Source organism: Streptomyces araujoniae, from assembly GCF_050871195.1.
Taxonomy (GTDB): Bacteria; Actinomycetota; Actinomycetes; order Streptomycetales; family Streptomycetaceae; genus Streptomyces; species Streptomyces bacillaris.
Genome location: NZ_CP194070.1, coordinates 4,081,232 through 4,098,678 on the forward strand (window position 1 = coordinate 4,081,232; position 17,447 = coordinate 4,098,678).

The 17,447-nt window shown below is 71.1% G+C and carries 16 protein-coding genes; 12 read left to right on the forward strand and 4 right to left on the reverse strand.

All coding sequences use genetic code 11. The features are described from left to right. Positions 1 to 5: 5 nt before the first annotated feature. The 4 genes from ACQ9ZG_RS17350 to ACQ9ZG_RS17365 all read right to left on the reverse strand — a co-directional run bounded on the left by ACQ9ZG_RS17350 (position 6) and on the right by ACQ9ZG_RS17365 (position 5,304). A complete protein-coding gene (locus ACQ9ZG_RS17350; protein ID WP_109914727.1) occupies positions 6 to 404 on the reverse strand; it encodes a DNA-binding protein in 399 nt (132 codons plus the stop codon). Next, a complete protein-coding gene (locus ACQ9ZG_RS17355; protein WP_109914728.1) occupies positions 404 to 685 on the reverse strand; it encodes a hypothetical protein in 282 nt (93 codons plus the stop codon). Before ACQ9ZG_RS17355 ends, ACQ9ZG_RS17350 begins: the two co-directional genes overlap by 1 nt. Before the next feature lie 183 nt (positions 686 to 868). Then, positions 869 to 1,543, reverse strand: a complete 675-nt coding sequence (locus ACQ9ZG_RS17360) for a hypothetical protein (protein ID WP_146225533.1) — start codon at positions 1,541 to 1,543, stop codon at positions 869 to 871. A gap of 5 nt (positions 1,544 to 1,548) precedes the next feature. After that, positions 1,549 to 5,304: a hypothetical protein gene (locus ACQ9ZG_RS17365; protein WP_258312033.1), complete on the reverse strand. Its 3,756-nt coding sequence runs from the start codon at positions 5,302 to 5,304 to the stop codon at positions 1,549 to 1,551. A 263-nt stretch (positions 5,305 to 5,567) separates the two neighbouring features. Between ACQ9ZG_RS17365 and ACQ9ZG_RS17370 the strand changes: the two genes are divergently transcribed. From ACQ9ZG_RS17370 to ACQ9ZG_RS17425, 12 genes are all read left to right on the forward strand, one after another. Then, positions 5,568 to 7,133, forward strand: a complete 1,566-nt coding sequence (locus ACQ9ZG_RS17370) for a phage tail sheath family protein (protein WP_109914730.1) — start codon at positions 5,568 to 5,570, stop codon at positions 7,131 to 7,133. A gap of 35 nt (positions 7,134 to 7,168) precedes the next feature. Further along, positions 7,169 to 7,612, forward strand: coding sequence for a phage tail protein (locus ACQ9ZG_RS17375; protein WP_018488498.1), 444 nt, complete (start codon positions 7,169 to 7,171; stop codon positions 7,610 to 7,612). Continuing rightward, positions 7,612 to 8,070, forward strand: a complete 459-nt coding sequence (locus ACQ9ZG_RS17380; protein WP_109914731.1) for a hypothetical protein — start codon at positions 7,612 to 7,614, stop codon at positions 8,068 to 8,070. The genes ACQ9ZG_RS17375 and ACQ9ZG_RS17380 overlap by 1 nt, the downstream gene beginning before the upstream one ends. Then, positions 8,067 to 8,210 carry a DUF6760 family protein gene (locus ACQ9ZG_RS17385; protein WP_018099790.1) on the forward strand — a complete coding sequence of 48 codons (144 nt, stop codon included), beginning with the start codon at positions 8,067 to 8,069 and terminating at the stop codon, positions 8,208 to 8,210. The genes ACQ9ZG_RS17380 and ACQ9ZG_RS17385 overlap by 4 nt, the downstream gene beginning before the upstream one ends. 1,198 nt (positions 8,211 to 9,408) lie before the next feature. Then, the gene (locus ACQ9ZG_RS17390; protein WP_499280792.1) at positions 9,409 to 10,080 is read left to right on the forward strand and encodes a hypothetical protein; all 672 of its coding nucleotides are present in this window, start codon (positions 9,409 to 9,411) and stop codon (positions 10,078 to 10,080) included. 113 nt (positions 10,081 to 10,193) lie between these two features. Continuing rightward, positions 10,194 to 10,631, forward strand: coding sequence for a phage tail protein (locus ACQ9ZG_RS17395; RefSeq protein ID WP_109914406.1), 438 nt, complete (start codon positions 10,194 to 10,196; stop codon positions 10,629 to 10,631). Positions 10,632 to 10,636: 5 nt separating this feature from the next. Further along, the gene (locus ACQ9ZG_RS17400) at positions 10,637 to 11,548 is read left to right on the forward strand and encodes a CIS tube protein (protein ID WP_499280794.1); all 912 of its coding nucleotides are present in this window, start codon (positions 10,637 to 10,639) and stop codon (positions 11,546 to 11,548) included. Next, positions 11,548 to 13,569, forward strand: coding sequence for a VgrG-related protein (locus ACQ9ZG_RS17405; RefSeq protein ID WP_109917620.1), 2,022 nt, complete (start codon positions 11,548 to 11,550; stop codon positions 13,567 to 13,569). Before ACQ9ZG_RS17400 ends, ACQ9ZG_RS17405 begins: the two co-directional genes overlap by 1 nt. 37 nt (positions 13,570 to 13,606) lie before the next feature. Continuing rightward, positions 13,607 to 13,900: a PAAR domain-containing protein gene (locus tag ACQ9ZG_RS17410; protein WP_386694978.1), complete on the forward strand. Its 294-nt coding sequence runs from the start codon at positions 13,607 to 13,609 to the stop codon at positions 13,898 to 13,900. Positions 13,901 to 13,910: 10 nt separating this feature from the next. Next, positions 13,911 to 14,351 carry a GPW/gp25 family protein gene (locus tag ACQ9ZG_RS17415; protein WP_018488492.1) on the forward strand — a complete coding sequence of 147 codons (441 nt, stop codon included), beginning with the start codon at positions 13,911 to 13,913 and terminating at the stop codon, positions 14,349 to 14,351. Beyond that, positions 14,348 to 16,348, forward strand: coding sequence for a putative baseplate assembly protein (locus ACQ9ZG_RS17420; protein WP_499280796.1), 2,001 nt, complete (start codon positions 14,348 to 14,350; stop codon positions 16,346 to 16,348). Before ACQ9ZG_RS17415 ends, ACQ9ZG_RS17420 begins: the two co-directional genes overlap by 4 nt. A 124-nt stretch (positions 16,349 to 16,472) precedes the next feature. Further along, positions 16,473 to 17,051, forward strand: a complete 579-nt coding sequence (locus tag ACQ9ZG_RS17425; protein ID WP_499280797.1) for a phage tail protein — start codon at positions 16,473 to 16,475, stop codon at positions 17,049 to 17,051. Positions 17,052 to 17,447 lie beyond the last annotated feature (396 nt).

A 17,447-nucleotide genomic window follows, 5' to 3' on the forward strand; every position in this document is an offset into this window, starting at 1 on the left:
AGGGATCAGACCTTGACGATCCTCACGCGGTCGCCGCAGAGCATGGCCAGGTCCTCCGGGTCGGAGGTCAGTACAACGGCGGGCTTCGGGGCATGGAGTGCGGTGGCGGCGACCACGGAGTCGATGGCGTACTTGTGCCCGTGAAGGCCCGCATCAAGCAGCAGACCCATCGCCGTCCGCCCGATCTCCTCGGAGACCGGCTCTACGTTCAGCCGTGAGACAGCCCAGTTGAAGCGGGCGGAATTCACCCGAGCGTGGTGCGTCTCGATGAGGGTGAGGATGCTGGTCACCACCCTCATGTCTTCCTTCTCGGCCCCTCGGACCAGGGCCATGACCTGTCGATCGTCGGCCACCACCTTGGAGAGCCCTTCGCTGTCCAGGACGAGGGTGCCCGACCGGCTCATCAAGCCGCGCTCCCCATGCCGCCGTCGGCGTCTCCGCGCAGCAGGGCACGGGCGGCGTCGATCTCCGCCTGGCTGAACTCACCGTGCTCCGCCTCGTGCGCGGCGGTCAGCTCGGCGAGGTTGTCCCGCTCGATCTGCCGCTGCACAGCGGCATCCACGTAGGCGGAGAACCCACGCTTCCCGACGCGCGCGCGGACGGCGGCGATGTTGCCCGAGTGCAGGCTGACGGAGACGTTGGCAGTGGGGCCTTCGCCTGGCCTGTAGGGGATATCGTTGCTCATGAACTCATTCTAATATAGCCCCTAATAGACAGTGGAGAGGCTTGTGTCGGGTCGGTGCAGGGGTGGCGGTGTACGGGGCGACGGGTGTCAGTTCTTCCCGAGGGGTTCGACCATCCGATACGGGAGAAGCCGTTCACCTCCGGCCACGAGGCGGCTGTGCGTCCTGGCGGTGAGGTGAACCGGTCAAGCGGCGGTCAGCCGGGCTGCTCGGTAGTTGATCGGTTCGGTATCCAGGTCCCTCAGCGCGTTCCGGAACCGTTCGGTCGGCTCGGCTCCGGGATTTTCGACTGCCCTGACCAGCCAGCCATTCCCGAGTGGCTGGGAAGCGTATCCAGGTAGCGCCGAGAGTCGAACGCGAACCTGGTCGGTGAGCCTCTCACCGGATACATAGGTCCATGGTCCGAACTCGTCCGGCAGGTTGGAGCCGGGGCGAAGGTGGGTGGACGGGTAGATCTGCCCGTGCCCGTCGAGGTGCCATGCAGTCAGATGCGCCAGGCCAGGGTTGAGGCACGCCACGAGCTGTGATGTCAGGGCAACGGCCATCTCCCATCCCTGCATGAGGGAGTCCCCAGGTTCGTCCAGATGGACCGTCAGGAAGATCACGCCGACGCCGTCCGGCTCGAAATCGCCAAGACTGACTTGAACCCAGGAGTTGAGCGCCGAGTGGGCAGGATGCGTGAGGGTAACCGTCATAGCTTCTCCCTCCCCGTCGAGGAAGCGCGTACTGCGGTCGCCTTTCGGCTGCAATCCCTCGCCGGTGTATCGGCACAGCGCAGCAACAGCTTTGCGTAGCATCGAACTTTCGGAAGGCTTCGCCCGAACAACCAACTCGCTGCCCGCGGCGTACGAATTACCCATAGCCGTCACCCGTTCCATCTAACGTCGACGCCCACACCCTTACCCAATTTCACGGCATCCTCGATGACTTCACGAAACGCTGTCTGTGAGCGTGCGTCGAGGCCGCTGAACTCGGGCCATTCGATGATGTGGCTGGTGTACTTTCTGCGACCGCCTTCTATCTGGCCGGTAAGCTGAGCCGTCAGCTTGGCTATTAGCTCGGAGCGGCGTTCGCTGCTGAGCGTGCCGGTCACGTGCTTGTACTCAATCATGACATGCTGCGTCTTGCCATTGATGCTCATCCGGGCAGTGTAGTCGATACGTTTCTTCCCGACTTTCACCTCGACTCCGGTGAGAAGTTCACCCTTCCGAAGGAAGTCCACGATGGCTTCCATCTGCTTGCGGATCCCCATGTTGAATGGCCGCTTCTTGTTTGCTCCCTTCTCGAGCTGGTTCGCGAGACCATCAGGATTGCCCTCGAGATCCGGGGCTTCGTCAGCTTCGTCGTCCTTCAGCTTGTCCTGGTGGGCGGCGATCTCGGCGCGGTACGCCTTGATTACCTCCATGTCGGCCCGTAGGATTCCTGCACCCTTCTGAACGTTTTCGTCCGTGTTGACGTGCACCATCGGGAAGCTGTTTTTGTCAGCCGACCCGAATCCGCCTGCGCGTTGAATCTGCAGGAATGAGTAGGTGCCGCCGTACAGGAAGGTTCCGCTGTCCGGCCGTACGTCGTATCCGAGTAGTCCTTTCGGTACGTTAGCGACGGGTTTGCCGAGCCAGGGCTCGATAGAGTTCTTCTGTTCGAAGATTCCTTTGAGTAAGTCGGCGAGCTTTCTCTGGTCGCCGGAGAGCTCTGCCTGCTCCTTGGACATCTTCTGCCTGGACGCCACTTCCTTCTTCTCGGGAACGTGTGCCGCGAGCTTCGCGATGTCGTTCGCCTGACTCCCAGCGGTGGTCGCCAACTGGAGCGCTTCCTGAGCCTTCTGTTTGGTCTCGGAGCGAGTCGTTTCGTCGGTGAGCACGTGGTTGAGGTAGTTCGCAACCGGCTGTTCCGTGCTGGCGACCATCAGCGTCGCCTTGGTCCCGGCCGCCACGACGAAGAGTCGATGCCCGTGCCCGCTCGCAGAGAAATTGACGGTTTCCCAGTTCGGATCCAGGGGGCGGCCCTCGCCCGGCTTCCTTTTATCCGGGCCAGCCTTTCCTTTGTCGCCCTTGTGCTTGTTCCAGAGCGCCCTGCCTTTCTTGGCGATGAAGTCGACGAGCTTGTCGATGGCTCGCGTGACCGGGCGGGAGACCGACTGGAAGACCGACTTGACCTTGTTGGCGAGGCCGCCGATGCCGAGGAGGGCGGCGAGGAAGCCGATCAGGAGGGGGACGCTGGTGGCCAGGGCGGCTTCTATGAGCTTGGGGACGCCGGCCTGGGCGCCGTTGGCTATCGCTATGACCGCGTCCAGGACCGCGTTGACGAAGTCCGCTATCTGGGCGCCCTGCGTCACGACGAACGTGACGATGTCGATGATTCCCTTGACCGCGCGGACGAAGGCCGACGCGGGGTTCAGGAGGGAGATGATCCAGGTGATGCCCGCGATGAGGACCGTGGGGATCAGGTAGGTCGTCAGCTTGCCGAGGATCGTCGACTTGAGGTCGCCCGTCTCGGCCTGAATCTCCTTGGTCGCGCCGGCCGGGCCTTCGCGGGCCAGGGAGGCGGCTACCGGGACCGACGTCTCCACCTTGGACATCGCCTCGTCGGGGACGCCCTTGCGGGTGATGCGGGTCCGGATGCTGTCCCAGGTCAGGCCCAGGAGGCCGCCTATCAGGTGGATGATGCCCTTGAGGTCGAACCTCGCCGGGAGGTCCAGGCCCGCCTTCACCGCCGTGCCCAGGAGCCAGGAGACCAGGCCCGTCTTCAGGTGGTCCGCGATGTTCGTGATGAACAGGTTCAGGCCCGCGCCCACCGCCGTCACCAGGTTGCCCAGGAAGCCGATCGGGTCCTTGATGATCTTCATGATCGCGGAGGCGGCCTTGGCGAGGATGCCGAGGAGGAGGTTCTTCAGCTCGTTGATCGTCCTGATGACCCCGGCGATGGCGTCCTTCGCCTTGTCGATCAGGCCCTTGTTGGCCTCCTGGAGCTTCGTGATCTCCTCGTCGATCTTGTTCAGCGCCGCCGTGTACTTCTGGGCCAGGTCCTGGACCAGCTGTTCCGACTTCTCGTCGACCGTTGCTTCCAGGTCGTCGAACTTGCCCGCGAAGTCCTTCGCCGCTTCCTCGCCGAACTGGCGCAGGTCCGTGGGGAGTCGGTCGACCTCCGCCTTCAGCTCCTTACGGCCCTTGGCTATGCGGGCCTTCGCCCTGCCCAGTTCGGCACCGATCAGGTCGGCCACCGAGGAGATCACCGTCTGCATGCGGGAGACGTAGAGCTTGCGGGACTCCTGGTAGAGGTCGTTGGCCTCCTTGGGGAGGCCGGTGAACTTGTCCTTGACCCAGCGGGCCTTGCCCCTGAGGCCGGAGTACCGCTTGTCCTTGTACTTCTTCATCCGGCTCTTGTGGTCCGCCGTGAACGCGTCCCTGGCCGCCTTCTCCCCGGACGTGAACGCCGTGTCGACCTTCCTGTCCAGGCCGGAGAGCGTCTCCTCCACGTCCTTCTTCGTGGCGTCGTAGACCTTCTGGAGCTTCGCCGTGACCTCGGCCCGCTTCTTTTCGTCCTTGGATTTCGTGTCGTTCTTGCCGCCGTCGACCTGCTTGCCTGCGGCTGATCTTGTTGCGGTCAAGGCCGTCATCGCCTGGGCGCCCGACGCTGCCGCGTTCGCCTTGGCCGCCGAGAGCTGCGTGTTCTCCGCCGCCTGGCCCTTTGCCGGGGCCTTCGCCGCGTCCGTCTCGGCCGTCCTCTTCGCGGAGAGCGCCTCCGTGAACTCCGGTTCGTTGCTCCTGGCGAGCTGTTCCTCGGTGACCTCCGCGTCCGCCATCGCCTTCTCGTTGGCGGCGGGGCCCTCCGAGAAGTCCGTGACCGCCGCCGGCTGCTTCTCGGGCACCGCGTCCGTGGCGGAGGGGGCGCCGGGGTCGGCGGGGGGACGGTCGGGGGCGAGCGGGGTGACGGCCTTCTCCTGGGCGGCCGAGGTGTCGGGCGGGGCCTTCGTCGCCGTCTCGATGTCCTTGGCGGAGGACTCCTTGCCGTCGGTGACCTTTCCGTCGACCTCCGCCCTGACCTGCTCGGCCTTGCCGGACCCGGCGAACTTGTCGGCTTCGTCGAGGTTCTTGGGGGCCTGCGCGTCGATCGCCTTGTTCACCGCGTCGACGAACGCCTTCTTGTCGAACTCCCCGGGCTTCGCCGCGTTCATCTTCTCGGCGTTCGCCGCCTTGCCCTGTGCCACCTTGTCGTCCGGCGGTGCCACCGCCGCGTCCTGGGAGGCCTTCGACTCCGCCGCGGGCGGGGCGTGGGCGGCGAGCTTCGTCCTCTTCGCCGCTACGTCCGCCTTCACCGCGCGGAAGCGGGGGGACTGGGCGGGGGGCGGCTTCACCGGGGCCGTGTAGCGCTGGGCCACCAGGCGGGAGACCGCCGCGTTGCCGGCCAGGCGCTGGAGTTGCTGGATGCGGCGGCGGTCCTGGGTGGGGGCCGCCGTCGCCGTGCCCGCGGTGATGGGGGGTCCGGTTGTAGCCGTGCTGGTGGCGGTGGCGGTGGTGCGGGGGTGTGCCTCGGTCGGTGCGTCCGTGTGGGCAGGCTCCGCACGCTGTGCGGTCTCCCGGTGCGCGGGCGCGGGTGACGGCTGCTCCGGAACCGCCTTCATGCGCCCCTCCCGCCAGCCATGGGCCTGCCCGGACGTGGTGCCTGCCTTGCCAGGGTGGCGGCGGCGTCGGAGGCCCGCCGAGCGCACCCGGGCCGTCCTCGGGGCAGGCGGTGGCAGGTCGGTCGGAGCCGCCGGGTTGCCTCATCGGGCAGCCCCCGATGCGCGGCAGGGCGGCCGAGCGTCCGTTCCCGGTGATCGATCCGGTGGCGAGAATGACGGGCGTCGCGCAGCGCAGAGCCAGGAGTGTGTCGAGGAGAGGCCCTATGCCGTCGTACCTGTCCCCCGGCGTCTACGTCGAAGAGGTCGAGTCCGGATCCCGGCCGATCGAAGGGGTGGGCACCTCGGTCGCCGCCTTCGTCGGCTTCGCCCAGAAGGGGCCGCTCGACGAGCCGACGCTGATCACCAACTGGAGCCAGTTCATCGCCACGTTCGGCGACTTCGTCGACGGCGCCTACCTCGCCTCCGCCGTCTACGGCTTCTTCGCCAACGGCGGCGGCATCTGTTACGTCGTGCGTATCGGGGACGCCCCCGCGGGGGAAGTGGAGGAGGCGGGGGAGAGCGGGGCGCCCGCCGGTGAGCTGCCCGCCGGTGCCGAGGCGCAGGTCGGACCCTACGCCGTACGCCCCCGGCCCGGCGTCACCGGTGAGATCACCGTCGAAGTGGCCCCGGTGGAGGGCGACGACCCGCCCGCCGACGTCTTCCAGTTCATCATCAGGCGGGACGGCCAGGTCGCGGAGACGTACCCCTCCGTCACCACCAAGCGCAGCAAGGAGAACGTCGCCACCCGCGTCAACGCCCGCTCCGAACTGATCGAGGTACGGGAGTCGGGCCGCGGCGCCGCCCCCGCCGCGCCCGAACCGCAGACGGTCACCCTCGCCCCCGCCGCCCCGGCCGCCGGCGGTGCCGGTGCGCTGGCCCCGGAGGCGTACGTCGGTGATGCCGACCGCCGCACCGGGCTCGGCGGCCTCGAAGCGGTCGAAGAGGTCACCATGGTCGCGGTGCCCGATCTGATGAGCGCGTACGAGCGCGGGCTGCTGGACCTGGAGTCGGTCGTCGCCGTCCAGCAAGGGATCATCGCCCACTGCGAGTTGATGGGCGACCGCATCGCGATCCTCGACCCGCCGCCCGGACTCACCCCGCAGCAGATCCGGGGCTGGCGCACCGAGCAGGCCAACTTCGACTCCAAGTACGCCACCCTCTACTACCCGTGGATCAGCGTCGCCGACCCCGCCTCCGGCCGCGCCACCCTCGTACCGCCCAGCGGGCACATCGCCGGGGTGTGGGCGCGCAACGACGACGCGCGCGGGGTGCACAAGGCCCCCGCCAACGAAGTCGTGCGCGGAGCCGTCGCGTTGGCCACCCGGCTGACCAAGGGCGAGCACGACCTGCTCAACCCGATCGGGCTGAACTGCATCCGCTCCTTCCCCGGCCGCGGCATCCGCGTATGGGGAGCGCGCACGCTCGCCTCCGACCCGGCCTGGCGGTACCTCAACGTCCGCCGGCTCTTCAACTACCTGGAGGAGTCGATCCTCGCCGGTACCCAGTGGGTCGTCTTCGAGCCGAACGACGACGCGCTCTGGGCCCGTGTCCGGCGGACGGTATCGGCGTTCCTGGTCAACGAGTGGCGGAAGGGGTCGCTGTTCGGGCTGACGCCCGAGGAGGCGTTCTACGTGAAGTGCGACCGCGAGACCAACCCGCCCGAGAGCATCGACGCGGGTCAGGTCATCTGCGAGATCGGTGTCGCCCCCGTCAGACCGGCCGAGTTCGTCGTCTTCCGGCTCTCCCAGCTGACCGGTGGCGCGGGCGGCAGCGGCGGCATCGATGAGTGACAGCCCGTACCCGAGCCTGGTGTGAGGAGTCCGCTGTGCCCCTTCCCGACCTCGACAGCTCCGTCGGGCATTCCTTCGGCCTCGAATTCGACAGCGTCATCATCAAGCAGATCACCGAGGTCAGCGGTCTGAAGATGGAGCAGGACGTCATCGAGCTGAAGCAGAACACCGCCGACGGCAAGTACGCCATCAAGAAGCTGCCCGGCCGCCCCAAGGCCGGCGAGGTCACCGTGACGCGTGGCCTCACCGAGGACAACAGCTTCGAACGCTGGATCAAGGACTCGCGGTTCGGCCGCATGACGAACGCCCGCCGCAACGGCGCCGTCATCGTCTACGACTACGAGGGCCTGCCCATCAAGCGCTACAAGCTCATCAACGCCTGGCCCAAGTCCCTGGAGATCGGCACGCTCAAGGCCGGTGACACCTCGGTGCTCACGGAGAAGCTGGCCATCACCTACGAGAGCATGGAACTCGACTGATGCGCCGGGCGGTCGAGTTCCCGGGGCCCTCGTCCGAGCAGCGGGCCGAGGGCGGGCGCGGCGGTGTCGGCGTACGCCAACAGGAGCCACTGCGGACCGAGTTCACCTTCGAGCTGCCGCGCGGTTACGTCGACGAGTCCGGCACCGTCCACCGTACGGGCGTGATGCGCCTCGCCACCGCCCGCGACGAGCTGGTCCCGCTCCGGGACGACCGGGTGCGCGAGAACTCGGCGTATCTGTCGGTGATCCTCATCTCCCGGGTCGTCACCCGCATCGGCACGGTCGAGGACATCCACCCGGGCGTCATCGAGGACCTGTTCGCCTCCGACCTGGCCTTCCTCCAGGACTTCTACCGCCGCGTCAACGCCGAGGGGCACACTCGGGCCGCCGTCACCTGCCCCGCCTGCGACGAGGAGTTCGCGGTGAATCTCGCCGGTGGCCGCCTGGGGGAATCGTGACGTACGCGGCCGACCTGCTCTACGAGGAAGTCGCGTACCTCGCCTACCACTTCCACTGGCCGCTGGACGACCTGCTGGATCTGGAACATCCGGAACGCCTGAAGTTCGTCGCCCAGGTCGCCCGCCTCAACGGGCAGTAGGCGGGGAGGAGGGTCGAGGGGTATGGGACTGATGTCCTGGCTGCGGGGCGGCCTTGGTGCTCGCTCCGGTGGCGTTCGCTCCGGCGGTGATGCCGGTGCGTCTGTCGGTGCCGACCGTCGTGAGCGCGTTGACGTGAACCGGCTGGCGCCGCTTCAGCGTGTGGTGAGCGCACAGCAACTGACCTTCGCATCAATGGAGTTCGAGGCTTCGCTCACCACTCGGCAGGACACCGCGCTGGGGCGGCCGCTGGGGCATCTGGTGAGTCCGGACGCCCCTGGAGGGCTCCTTCGCGGGGTCGGTGTGGTGGAGGGAGCGGCGCCGGGGGCTGGGGTGGCATCGGCTTCGGTGGCTCAGCGGGCGGTGGAGATGCCGTTACGGGAGGGGGCCGTCACCTTCTTCGGGCCTCGGGTGGGCGGGGGCGGGGGTGTTCCGGGGGCGGTGGCCGTGCCCGCCGCGCTGCCCGTACCCGTACCCGTACAGCGGTTGTACGGGGGTGACGTTCCGGCCCTGACGTCCGCCGCCGGGGCGGAGAGCGGCCTCGGGGGCGGGGAGGAGTTGCCCGTACGGCGTCTGGTGGGGGAGCGGGACGTCGGGGTGGAGGTTTCCGCGTCCGGGCCTGCCTCCGCCTCTGGGCCGACGGTTGCGTCTGAGGGCCCGGCCCGGAGTGTCGATGTTCAGCGGGGGGTCGTGCCTCCGGCGGGCCGACGCGTGCCTGGGCTGGGGGCGCCCCTGCCTGGTCTTCCGCCTACCGCCCAGCGCCAGGCCGCCGCATCCGCGTCCGGTGCCGCTCCTGTCGCCTCAGAAGGCCCTGCCCCGGCTCCTGCCTCCGGCCCTGTCTCCGCTTCCGCTGTCGACCCGGTTGCGCCTGAGCCGCCACCTGATGCCGGGGCGGCGGCGGGCGAGGGCGGCGAAGGTGCCGCACCGCTTCTTGGGGACGATCCGTTGGTGGGGGCCGTGTCCCAGGGTTCGCCCGGCTCACCTGGTTCGCCCGGTTCTTCCGGGCCGGTCGGCTCAGCCGGCGCCGGTGACTCCGGGGGGTCTGTTCAGCGGGCGGTCGATGCTCCTTCCCCGACCGCTTCCGCCGGTGGCGGGCCCGTCGTGCCGCTGCTGGGAGACCGTCCCCTCGTCCCGCAGAACGTTGACGTACAGCGGGCCGTCCGACCGGGCGCGGAGGCGGGGGCAGAGGCAGGGACACCAGTGCCTGGCGCCGCCACTGCGTCCGAGGGCGTGCCGGTCCAGTGGGACGGCGGGGCGGGTCTCCGTACGGGTTCCGGGCCCGGCGTGCCGCTGGCCCCCGCCCGTGCCACCTCCGCACCACCCGTCCAGCGCCGGGCGGCCACCGCAGGGCCGCCCGTGCCCGCCTCCGTGGCGCGGGTCCCGGTGGCAGGGGGCGGCGGGAGTCCGCGCGGGTTCCCCACCGCCGGGGCCGTCGCCGTGGCCGCCGGGGTGGCCCAGCGGATGGCGGACGGGAGCGTGGTCTTCGCGGCCCCGAACCCGGCGGCGGGCGGGGGTCCGTCCTTCACCGGGACCTCCGTGCCGCTGACCGGGACGCCCCGGCCGCCCACCGGCACCTCCCGGCCCGTCGTCCAGCGTGCCGCCGAGGCGGCCGAGGAACCGCCGCCCCCCGAACCCGACCCCGTGGCCGAGCCCGATCCCGTAGCGGAGACGGAGGCCGAGCCCTGGACGGGACCCGGTGGCGACTCCGCGGCGGATGCGGCAGCGGCAGCGCGCGCCCCCACGGGTGCGTCGGCGCCGCCCGTCACCGACGAGCTGGTCCGGGCCCTCTACGCCCCGCTCAGCCGGTTGCTCAGGAACGACCTCCGGCTGGAGCGTGAGCGTGCCGGCCGTCTCATCAACACCCGGCACTGAACCCGGCACCCGGCATCCGGCAGGGAAGCAGCCACCCGGCCCCGAATCAGCACCCGGCACCGAACCAACACCCGCTCCCCCGACCGACCGGGAAGAAGAAGGAGGTACGCGCCATGGCCACCGCACAGGACAGCGACCCCGCCGTCAGCGTCTGCTTCGTCGTGACGATCGACGACATCGAACTCGGGTCGTTCAACACGTGTGAGGGCCTCGGCTGCGAAGTGGTCCTCGAAACGCGGGAGGAGGGCGGCAACAACGGGCATCTGTGGCAGCTGCCGACCCGGCTGAAGTACTCCAACGTGAAGCTGTCGCGGCCGCTCACCCGCGAGACGGAGAAGGTGGCGCGCTGGTTCGCCACGATGACGACCGGGTTCAGCCGGAAGACCGCGCACATCGAGGCGCGTACGGGTGACGGTCAAAGGGTCGCGCAGTGGGGGCTGTTGGAGGTGGTGCCGGTGCGCTGGACCGGGCCGTCCTTCACACCCGAGTCGCCCAAGGTGGCGATGGAGACGATCGAGATCGCCCACCACGGTTACGTGATGGAGGGCTGAGCGCGATGAGCGGTGCGGGTCCCATCGCGTTCAGCGCGGCCGGTACGTCGGGGGTGGCGTCGGCGGCGAAGGGCGGTTCGGCCAGGCCGAAGCTGGAGCACGCCTACCTGGAGCTGCGGACCCCGCCGACCGGGGGCGGGCTGACGCCCGGCGGGCCGTGCGGGCGGATCGACTTCCAGTTCAACCCCAAGGAGTTGAGCCTGACCAAGGCGGCTTCCTGGAAACGGAGCCCGGCGAAGGGGGCGAAGAGTGCGGGGCCCCCGGAGTACCAGGGTTCGCAGCCCAGCAAGCTCACCGTCGAGATGTTCTTCGACGCCAGCGACACCCAGGACACCCGGGTCGTCACCTCGGTGGAGCAGCTCTTCGCGTGCTGTGTGCCGACGGACGAGACCCGGCAGCAGCAGCGTTCGTCCCCGCCGTGGGTCGTCTTCCACTGGGGCGGACTGACCGGCTTTCCCGGTTACGTGAGTCAAGTCGCTGCCAAGTACACGCTGTTCACCACCTCGGGCGTGCCGATCCGGGCCGTCTGTCAGGTCACCATGGAGGAGATCAGCGGCGAGACCCCGGGGCAGAACCCGACCTCGGGTGCCCTGGCCGCCCGCCGCGTCCACCGGGTCGGCTCCGGCGACTCGCTGCCCTCGCTGGCCCACCGGGAGTACGGGGACGCCGGGGCCTGGCGGGTGATCGCGGAGGCGAACGGGATCGACGACCCGATGCGCCTCGCGCCCGGCACCCAGCTCCTGCTGCCCGCCCTGGACGAGCTGGCCCGCCTCAGGGGCGCCAGGGGCGGGACCCCCGGCCCGGGGCGGGGTGCGCGCACGAGTGCGGGCACCGGCACCGGCACGGGCACGGCCACGAGTACCGGTACCGGCATGGGCTCGGTCACGAGCACCGGCATCGGCAGGGGGCGCGGCTGATGGCTCAGCAAGGGGTGTCCACCGCGCTGGCCGTGGAGTTCGGCGGCTCGCCGCTGCCCGCGAAGTTCGTGAACACGCTGGTCGAGGGCTATGTCGACGACAGCCGTACGCTCCCCGACCTCTTCCTCCTCCGCTTCCGCGACCCGGACCGGGTGCTGCTGGAGCAGGCCGGGCTGAAGATCGGCACCGAGGCCCGGCTGCTGGCCCGCGCGGGCGGCTCCACGGCCCCCGTCCCGCTGCTGGAGGGCGTGGTCACCGCGCTGGAGGTGGAGCTGGACGAGACCGGGACCTTCACCGTCGTCCGAGGGTTCGACGAGTCGCACCGGCTCTTCCGGGGGCGGCGGGTGGCCAGCTACCAGAACATGACCCTGGCCGACATCTGCGGCCAGGTCGCCCAGCGCGCCGGACTGAAGCCGGGGCCGGTCGACGTCGCCGGGCCCGTCCTGGAACACATCGCCCAACCCAACGTCACGGACTGGGAGTTCGTGCGCGGGCTGGCGGAGGAGGCGGGCGCTCAGGTCTACGTACGGGACGGGCAGCTCCACATCACCCGGCCGGCCGAGGCAGGCGGCGCCCCGGACGCCTCGGCGCGCGCCGAACGTGATCCGCTCGTCCTGGAGTTGGGGGCGAATCTGCTGAGCTGCCGGGCCGGGGTCTCGGCGGCCGAGCAGGTCTCCGAGGTGGAGGTGCGCGGCTGGGACGTCCAGGCGAAGCAGCCGCTGGTGGGGCGGGCCCCGGCGGGTGCGTCGTCGACGCTGGAGCTGGGGGTGACGGCGGCGGAGGTGTCGGCGCCGTTCGGGGAGGCCCGGTTCGTGGTGACGGATGCGGCGTACGGGGCCCAGGCCCAGGTCGACCAGGCGGCGAAGGCGCTGGCCGAGCGGATCGCCGGGTCGTTCGCGGAGCTGGAGGCGGTGATCCGGGGCAATCCGGAGGTGCGGGCGGGGAGCGCGGTGGCGCTGAACGCGGTGGGCGCGCCCTTCGAGGGCCGGTACACGGTGACGGCCTCGCGCCATGTCTTCGACGCCGTACGCGGGTACGAGACCTGGATCACGGTGTCGGGGCAGCAGGAGCGCTCGCTGTACGGGCTGACCGATTCCGGCCCGGTGGACGGTGGTTCGCGGTGTGCGGGGCTGGTCAGCGGGACCGTGACCGACACCCAGGATCCGGAGGGCTCGGGGCGGGTCAAGGTGCGCTTTCCGTGGCTCTCCGACGAGTACGCGAGCGACTGGGCGCGCACGGCGCAGTCCGGCGGTACGGGGGGCGGCGAGGCGTTCATCCCCGAAGTGGGCGACGAGGTGCTGGTCGGCTTCGAGCACGGGCATCTGGACCGGCCGTACGTGCTCGCCGGGCTCTACAACGGGCAGGACCGTCCGGGCGGCGGCGGATCGCCCGGTGGCGGATCGCTCGCCGGCGGCGCGGCCGGGGCGCCGGGGGCGGGCGGTGCTCGCCCTGGTGGTGCCCTCCCTGGTGGCCCTGGTGGTGCTCTCGCGGGCGGCGCTCTCCCGGGCGGCGTTCTCGCGGGAGGGGGAGGCGGCGGATCGCCGGGGGGCGGTGACGTTCCCCTCGTCGACCCCACCAGCGGTGCGGTCAACCGGCGTGCCTTCGCCTCCCGGGGCGGCAACCAGCTGGAGCTGCTGGACGCGGCCGACGGCCCCCAGGGCATCCGGCTCCGTACCGGTGACGGCAGGCTCACCATCGACCTCGACCGCACGGGCGGCGCCATCGTCATCAACAGCGACGGTTCCGTGACCATCGAGGCCACCGAGCGGGTCTCCATCCGCGCGGCCGACGGGGTCGTCCTGGACGCCGGGCGCGGCACCCTCGAACTGGCCGGTGACAGCGTGACGCTGACCTCGCGCAACGGGGTGGCCCTGGACGGCGGCAACGGCACGGTGGGCCTCTCCACGGACGGCCCGGTCCAGGTGCGCGGCGGCGAGGTCACGGTCGACGGCACCCGGCGTACGGGGATCCGCAGCGGCACCACGGTCGAGGTCAACGCCCCCATGGTCAAGCTCAACTGACGGTCCGTGCAGCGAGGCGAGGAAAGGAGTTCCGCCCATGTCCCCAGCAGCCGGGGCCGCCCCCGCCGCTCGCGTCGGCGACCCCACCGGCCACCCCGGCACGGTCGGCCCGCCCGGTGTGCCCTCCGTGCTCATCGGCGGCCGGCCCGCCGCCACCGTCGGCACGGCCCACCTGTGCTCCTCGCCCGCGGGCCACCCGCCGTCCGCCATCGCCCCGCCCGGCAGCACCACCGTGCTCATCGGCGGCCGGCCCGCGGCCCGAGTCGGGGACCTGGCGGGCTGCGGCTCCCCGGTGGTGTCCGGCTGCGCGACCGTACTGATCGGAAGGTGAAGGGCAGGTCATGGGACAGCAGTTCATCGGCGCGGGCTGGGCATTCCCGCCGCGTACGGACGCCACCGGGTCGATCGCCCTGGTGCGCGGCGAGCACGAGCTGGAGGAGTCGATCCGGCTGATCCTGGCGACCTCGCCCGGTGAGCGGCCGATGCGGCCGGAGTTCGGCTGCGCGGTCAACGACTACGTGTTCGCCCCGGCGGACGCGGGGACGGCTGGCCAACTCGCCTACGAGGTACGGCTCGCGCTGGAGCGGTGGGAGCCCCGGATCGAGGTGGTGGAGGTCGTGGTGCGGTTCGACGAGGCGGACAACGGCGTGCTCTACATCGACATCGGCTACACCGTGCGGGGCTCCAACGACCCGCGCAACCTCGTCTTCCCCTTCTACGTGATCCCGCAGCACGGCGAGAGTCCCGACCTGCCGCCCGACGACGAAGGGACGGGCGCATGAGCCTGCCCAGCCCGCAGCTGGACGACCGCACCTTCCAGGGGCTGGTCGACGAGGCGAAGCGCCTGGTCCAGCAGCGCTGCCCGGAGTGGACCGACCACAACGTGTCCGACCCCGGGGTGACGCTGATCGAGGCGTTCGCCACCATGGTCGACCAGCTCGTCTACCGGGTGAACCGGGTTCCGGAGAAGAGCTACCTCACCTTCCTGGACCTGATCGGCGTCCAGCTCCACCCGCCGACCGCCGCCCACACCGAGGTGACGTTCCGGCTCTCCGCGCCCCGTCCGGAAGCGGTCGTGGTGCGGGCGGGCACGGAGGTGGCGACCGTACGCACGGAGACGGAGGAGGCGGTCGTCTTCACCACCTCCGAGCAACTCACCATCGTGCCCTGCGCTTTCGCCCACCTCGCCACCTGGCCCTCGCCCGGCGAGGCCGTCGACCGCACCGAGGAGCTGACGCTCGGCCGGGAGATCCCCGTCTTCGGCGCCACCCCCGCCCCCGGCGACTGCCTGTACGTGGGTCTCTCGGCCGCCGTCCCCGCGGGTGTCCTGGCGCTCCGGCTGGACTGCACGGTGGAGGGCGTCGGGGTCGACCCGGCACGGCCGCCGATCCTCTGGGAGGCCTGGGACGGGGCGAGTTGGGCGGTCTGCGAGGTGGAGAAGGACGACACCGGGGGCTTCAACCGTTCCGGCGAACTGATCCTCCACCTCCCGAGGACCCATGTCCCGGCCGCCGTCGTGCGCCGGACCGGGGGCTGGCTGCGGTGCCGGCTGATCGAGGCGGAGCCGGGCCGGCCGACGTACATGGCCCCGCCCGTCGTCCGGGGCATCACCGCGTTCACCATCGGCGCGACCGTCCCCGCCGAGCACTCCGAGACGGTCACGGACGAGGTGCTGGGCCAGGCGGAGGGCGTGCCGGGGCAGGTGTTCCGGGTGGCGCGGCCGCCGGTGGTGCCGGGGGAGTTCGTGGTGGAGGTGACGGACCCGTCCGGGGCGTCCGACGGGCTGACGGGTTCGGACACCACCCGCTGGACCCGGGTGGACGACTTCGCGCACTCCGGCCCGGAGGACCGGCACATCACGCTCGACCCGAACTCGGGGCGCGTGGAGTTCGGACCCGCCGTCCGCGAACGGGACGGATCCGTACGCCACTTCGGCCGCGTCCCGGTCAAGGGCGCCACCGTGCGCGTCCGCTCCTACCGTACGGGGGGCGGGCTCCGCGGCAACGTCGCCCGCTCCACCCTCCGGGTGCTCCGCAGCTCGATCCCGTACATCGCCCGGGTCGAGAACCGACGACCGGCGCTCGGGGGCGTGGACGGGGAGAGCGTGGAGAGCGCCCGGGTGCGCGGGCCCATGACCCTGCGCACCCTGCACCGGGCGGTGGTCCCGCACGACTACGAGCTGCTGGCCCGCGAGATCGCCCCGGACGCGGCCCGGGTGCACTGCATCAGGGCCGGTACGGAAGCGGGAGCGGGCTCGGGGGCGGATGCGGATGAGGCCGCGGGCGGGGTGCGGCTGCTGGTCGTTCCCGCCGGGCGCAGCGACGAGCAGGGCCGGATCGAGTTCGACGAGCTGGTCCCGCCCCCGCACACGCTCTCCCTCATCGCGGGCCACCTGGACGCCCGCCGCCCGATCGGTGCCCGGCTGGTCGTGGAGCCGCCGTTCTACCAGGGCGTCACGGTCGTCGCCCGGGTGCTGGCGGAGCGCGGCGCGGTGGCGGAGCGGGTCCGGGAGAGTGCGCTGGCCGCGCTGTACGGGTACTTCAACCCGCTCACCGGGGGCCCGGCCGGTGCGGGGTGGCCGTTCGGCCGGCCGGTCCAGTCGGGCGAGGCGTTCGCGGTGCTCCAGCGGGTGCCGGGGGTGGACCTGGTGGAGGACGTACGCCTCTACCGCGCCGACCCGGTGACCGGCGAGCGGACCGAGGCGACGGCGAAGATCCCGCTGGACCCGCACGCGCTGGTCTTCAGCTATGAGCACCAGCTGCGGGTGAGGGGGGCCTGAGGGGATGCGTGGGGGTGGGGGTACGGGGCCGGGCGGGGGTACGGGCTCCGGTTTCGGCTCGGGTTCCGGTTCGGCGGAGGGGGCGCGTCCGGGTGCGGGCGGGGGCGGGCGTGGGCGTCTCGGGGTGGCGGGGCTGCCGACGCCGCATCCCCTGATCGACCAGCTTCCGGCCGTCTACCTGGAGCAGGACTTCCTCCAGCGCTTCCTGGCCGCCCTGGACGACGTCCTCGCCCCCGTCCTGCTCACCATCGACAACCTGCCCGCCCACCTGGACCCGCGCAGCGCCCCGGACGACTTCCTGGACTGGCTGGCCCGGTGGGTGGCGGTGGAGCCGCACGAGGACAGCCCGACGGAGGTGCGGAGGGCGGCGGTCCGGAGCGCGGTCACCCGGCACGCCCGGCGCGGGACGGTGGGCGGGCTGGCAGAGGCGCTGCGGCTGGAGACCGGCACGGAGCCGGAGATCGTCGAGAGCGGGGGCACGGCCTGGTCGACCGGGCCGGGGACGCCGCTGCCGGGCGGGGGGCCGCCCTGGGTGACCGTACGGGTGCGGGTGGGCGGAGCCGCTGGACCGGGGCGGGCGGTGGACCGGGTGCGGCTGGAGGAGCTGATCGGTGCGGAGGTCCCGGCGCACGTCGGGTTCACGCTGGAGCTGCTGCCTCCTGACGTGCTGCCTCCCGACGGGGAAGGCGGTGGTGAGCGGTGATCTGCGAGGAGTGCGGGCACCGGAACGCGCGGGGGCGGGAGTTCTGCGCGGCCTGCGAGGCGTTTCTGGGGTGGGAGGAGGAGGGGCCCGACGCCTCGCCGGGGCCGGGGCCGGGGCAGGGTCATGGGCCGGGTGCGGGGCAGGGTGCGGGTGCGCCGCCTGGGCCGGCCTCTGCTTCTGGGGCGCCTGGGTCCGGGCCTTCGACGGGCCCGGCTTCGGGCTCCGGTTCCGCTTCTGCTTCTGCTTCTGCTTCTGCTCCAGGTTCCGCTTCAGGTTCCGTTCCTGGGCACGCTTCGGGCTCGGGGCCCGCTCCCGTACCCCCGTCCGCATCCCCGTCCCCGGGTGCGCCCGCGCTCGTTCCCCTAACCCCCGCGCCCCCTCCCGTCACCCCGCCCG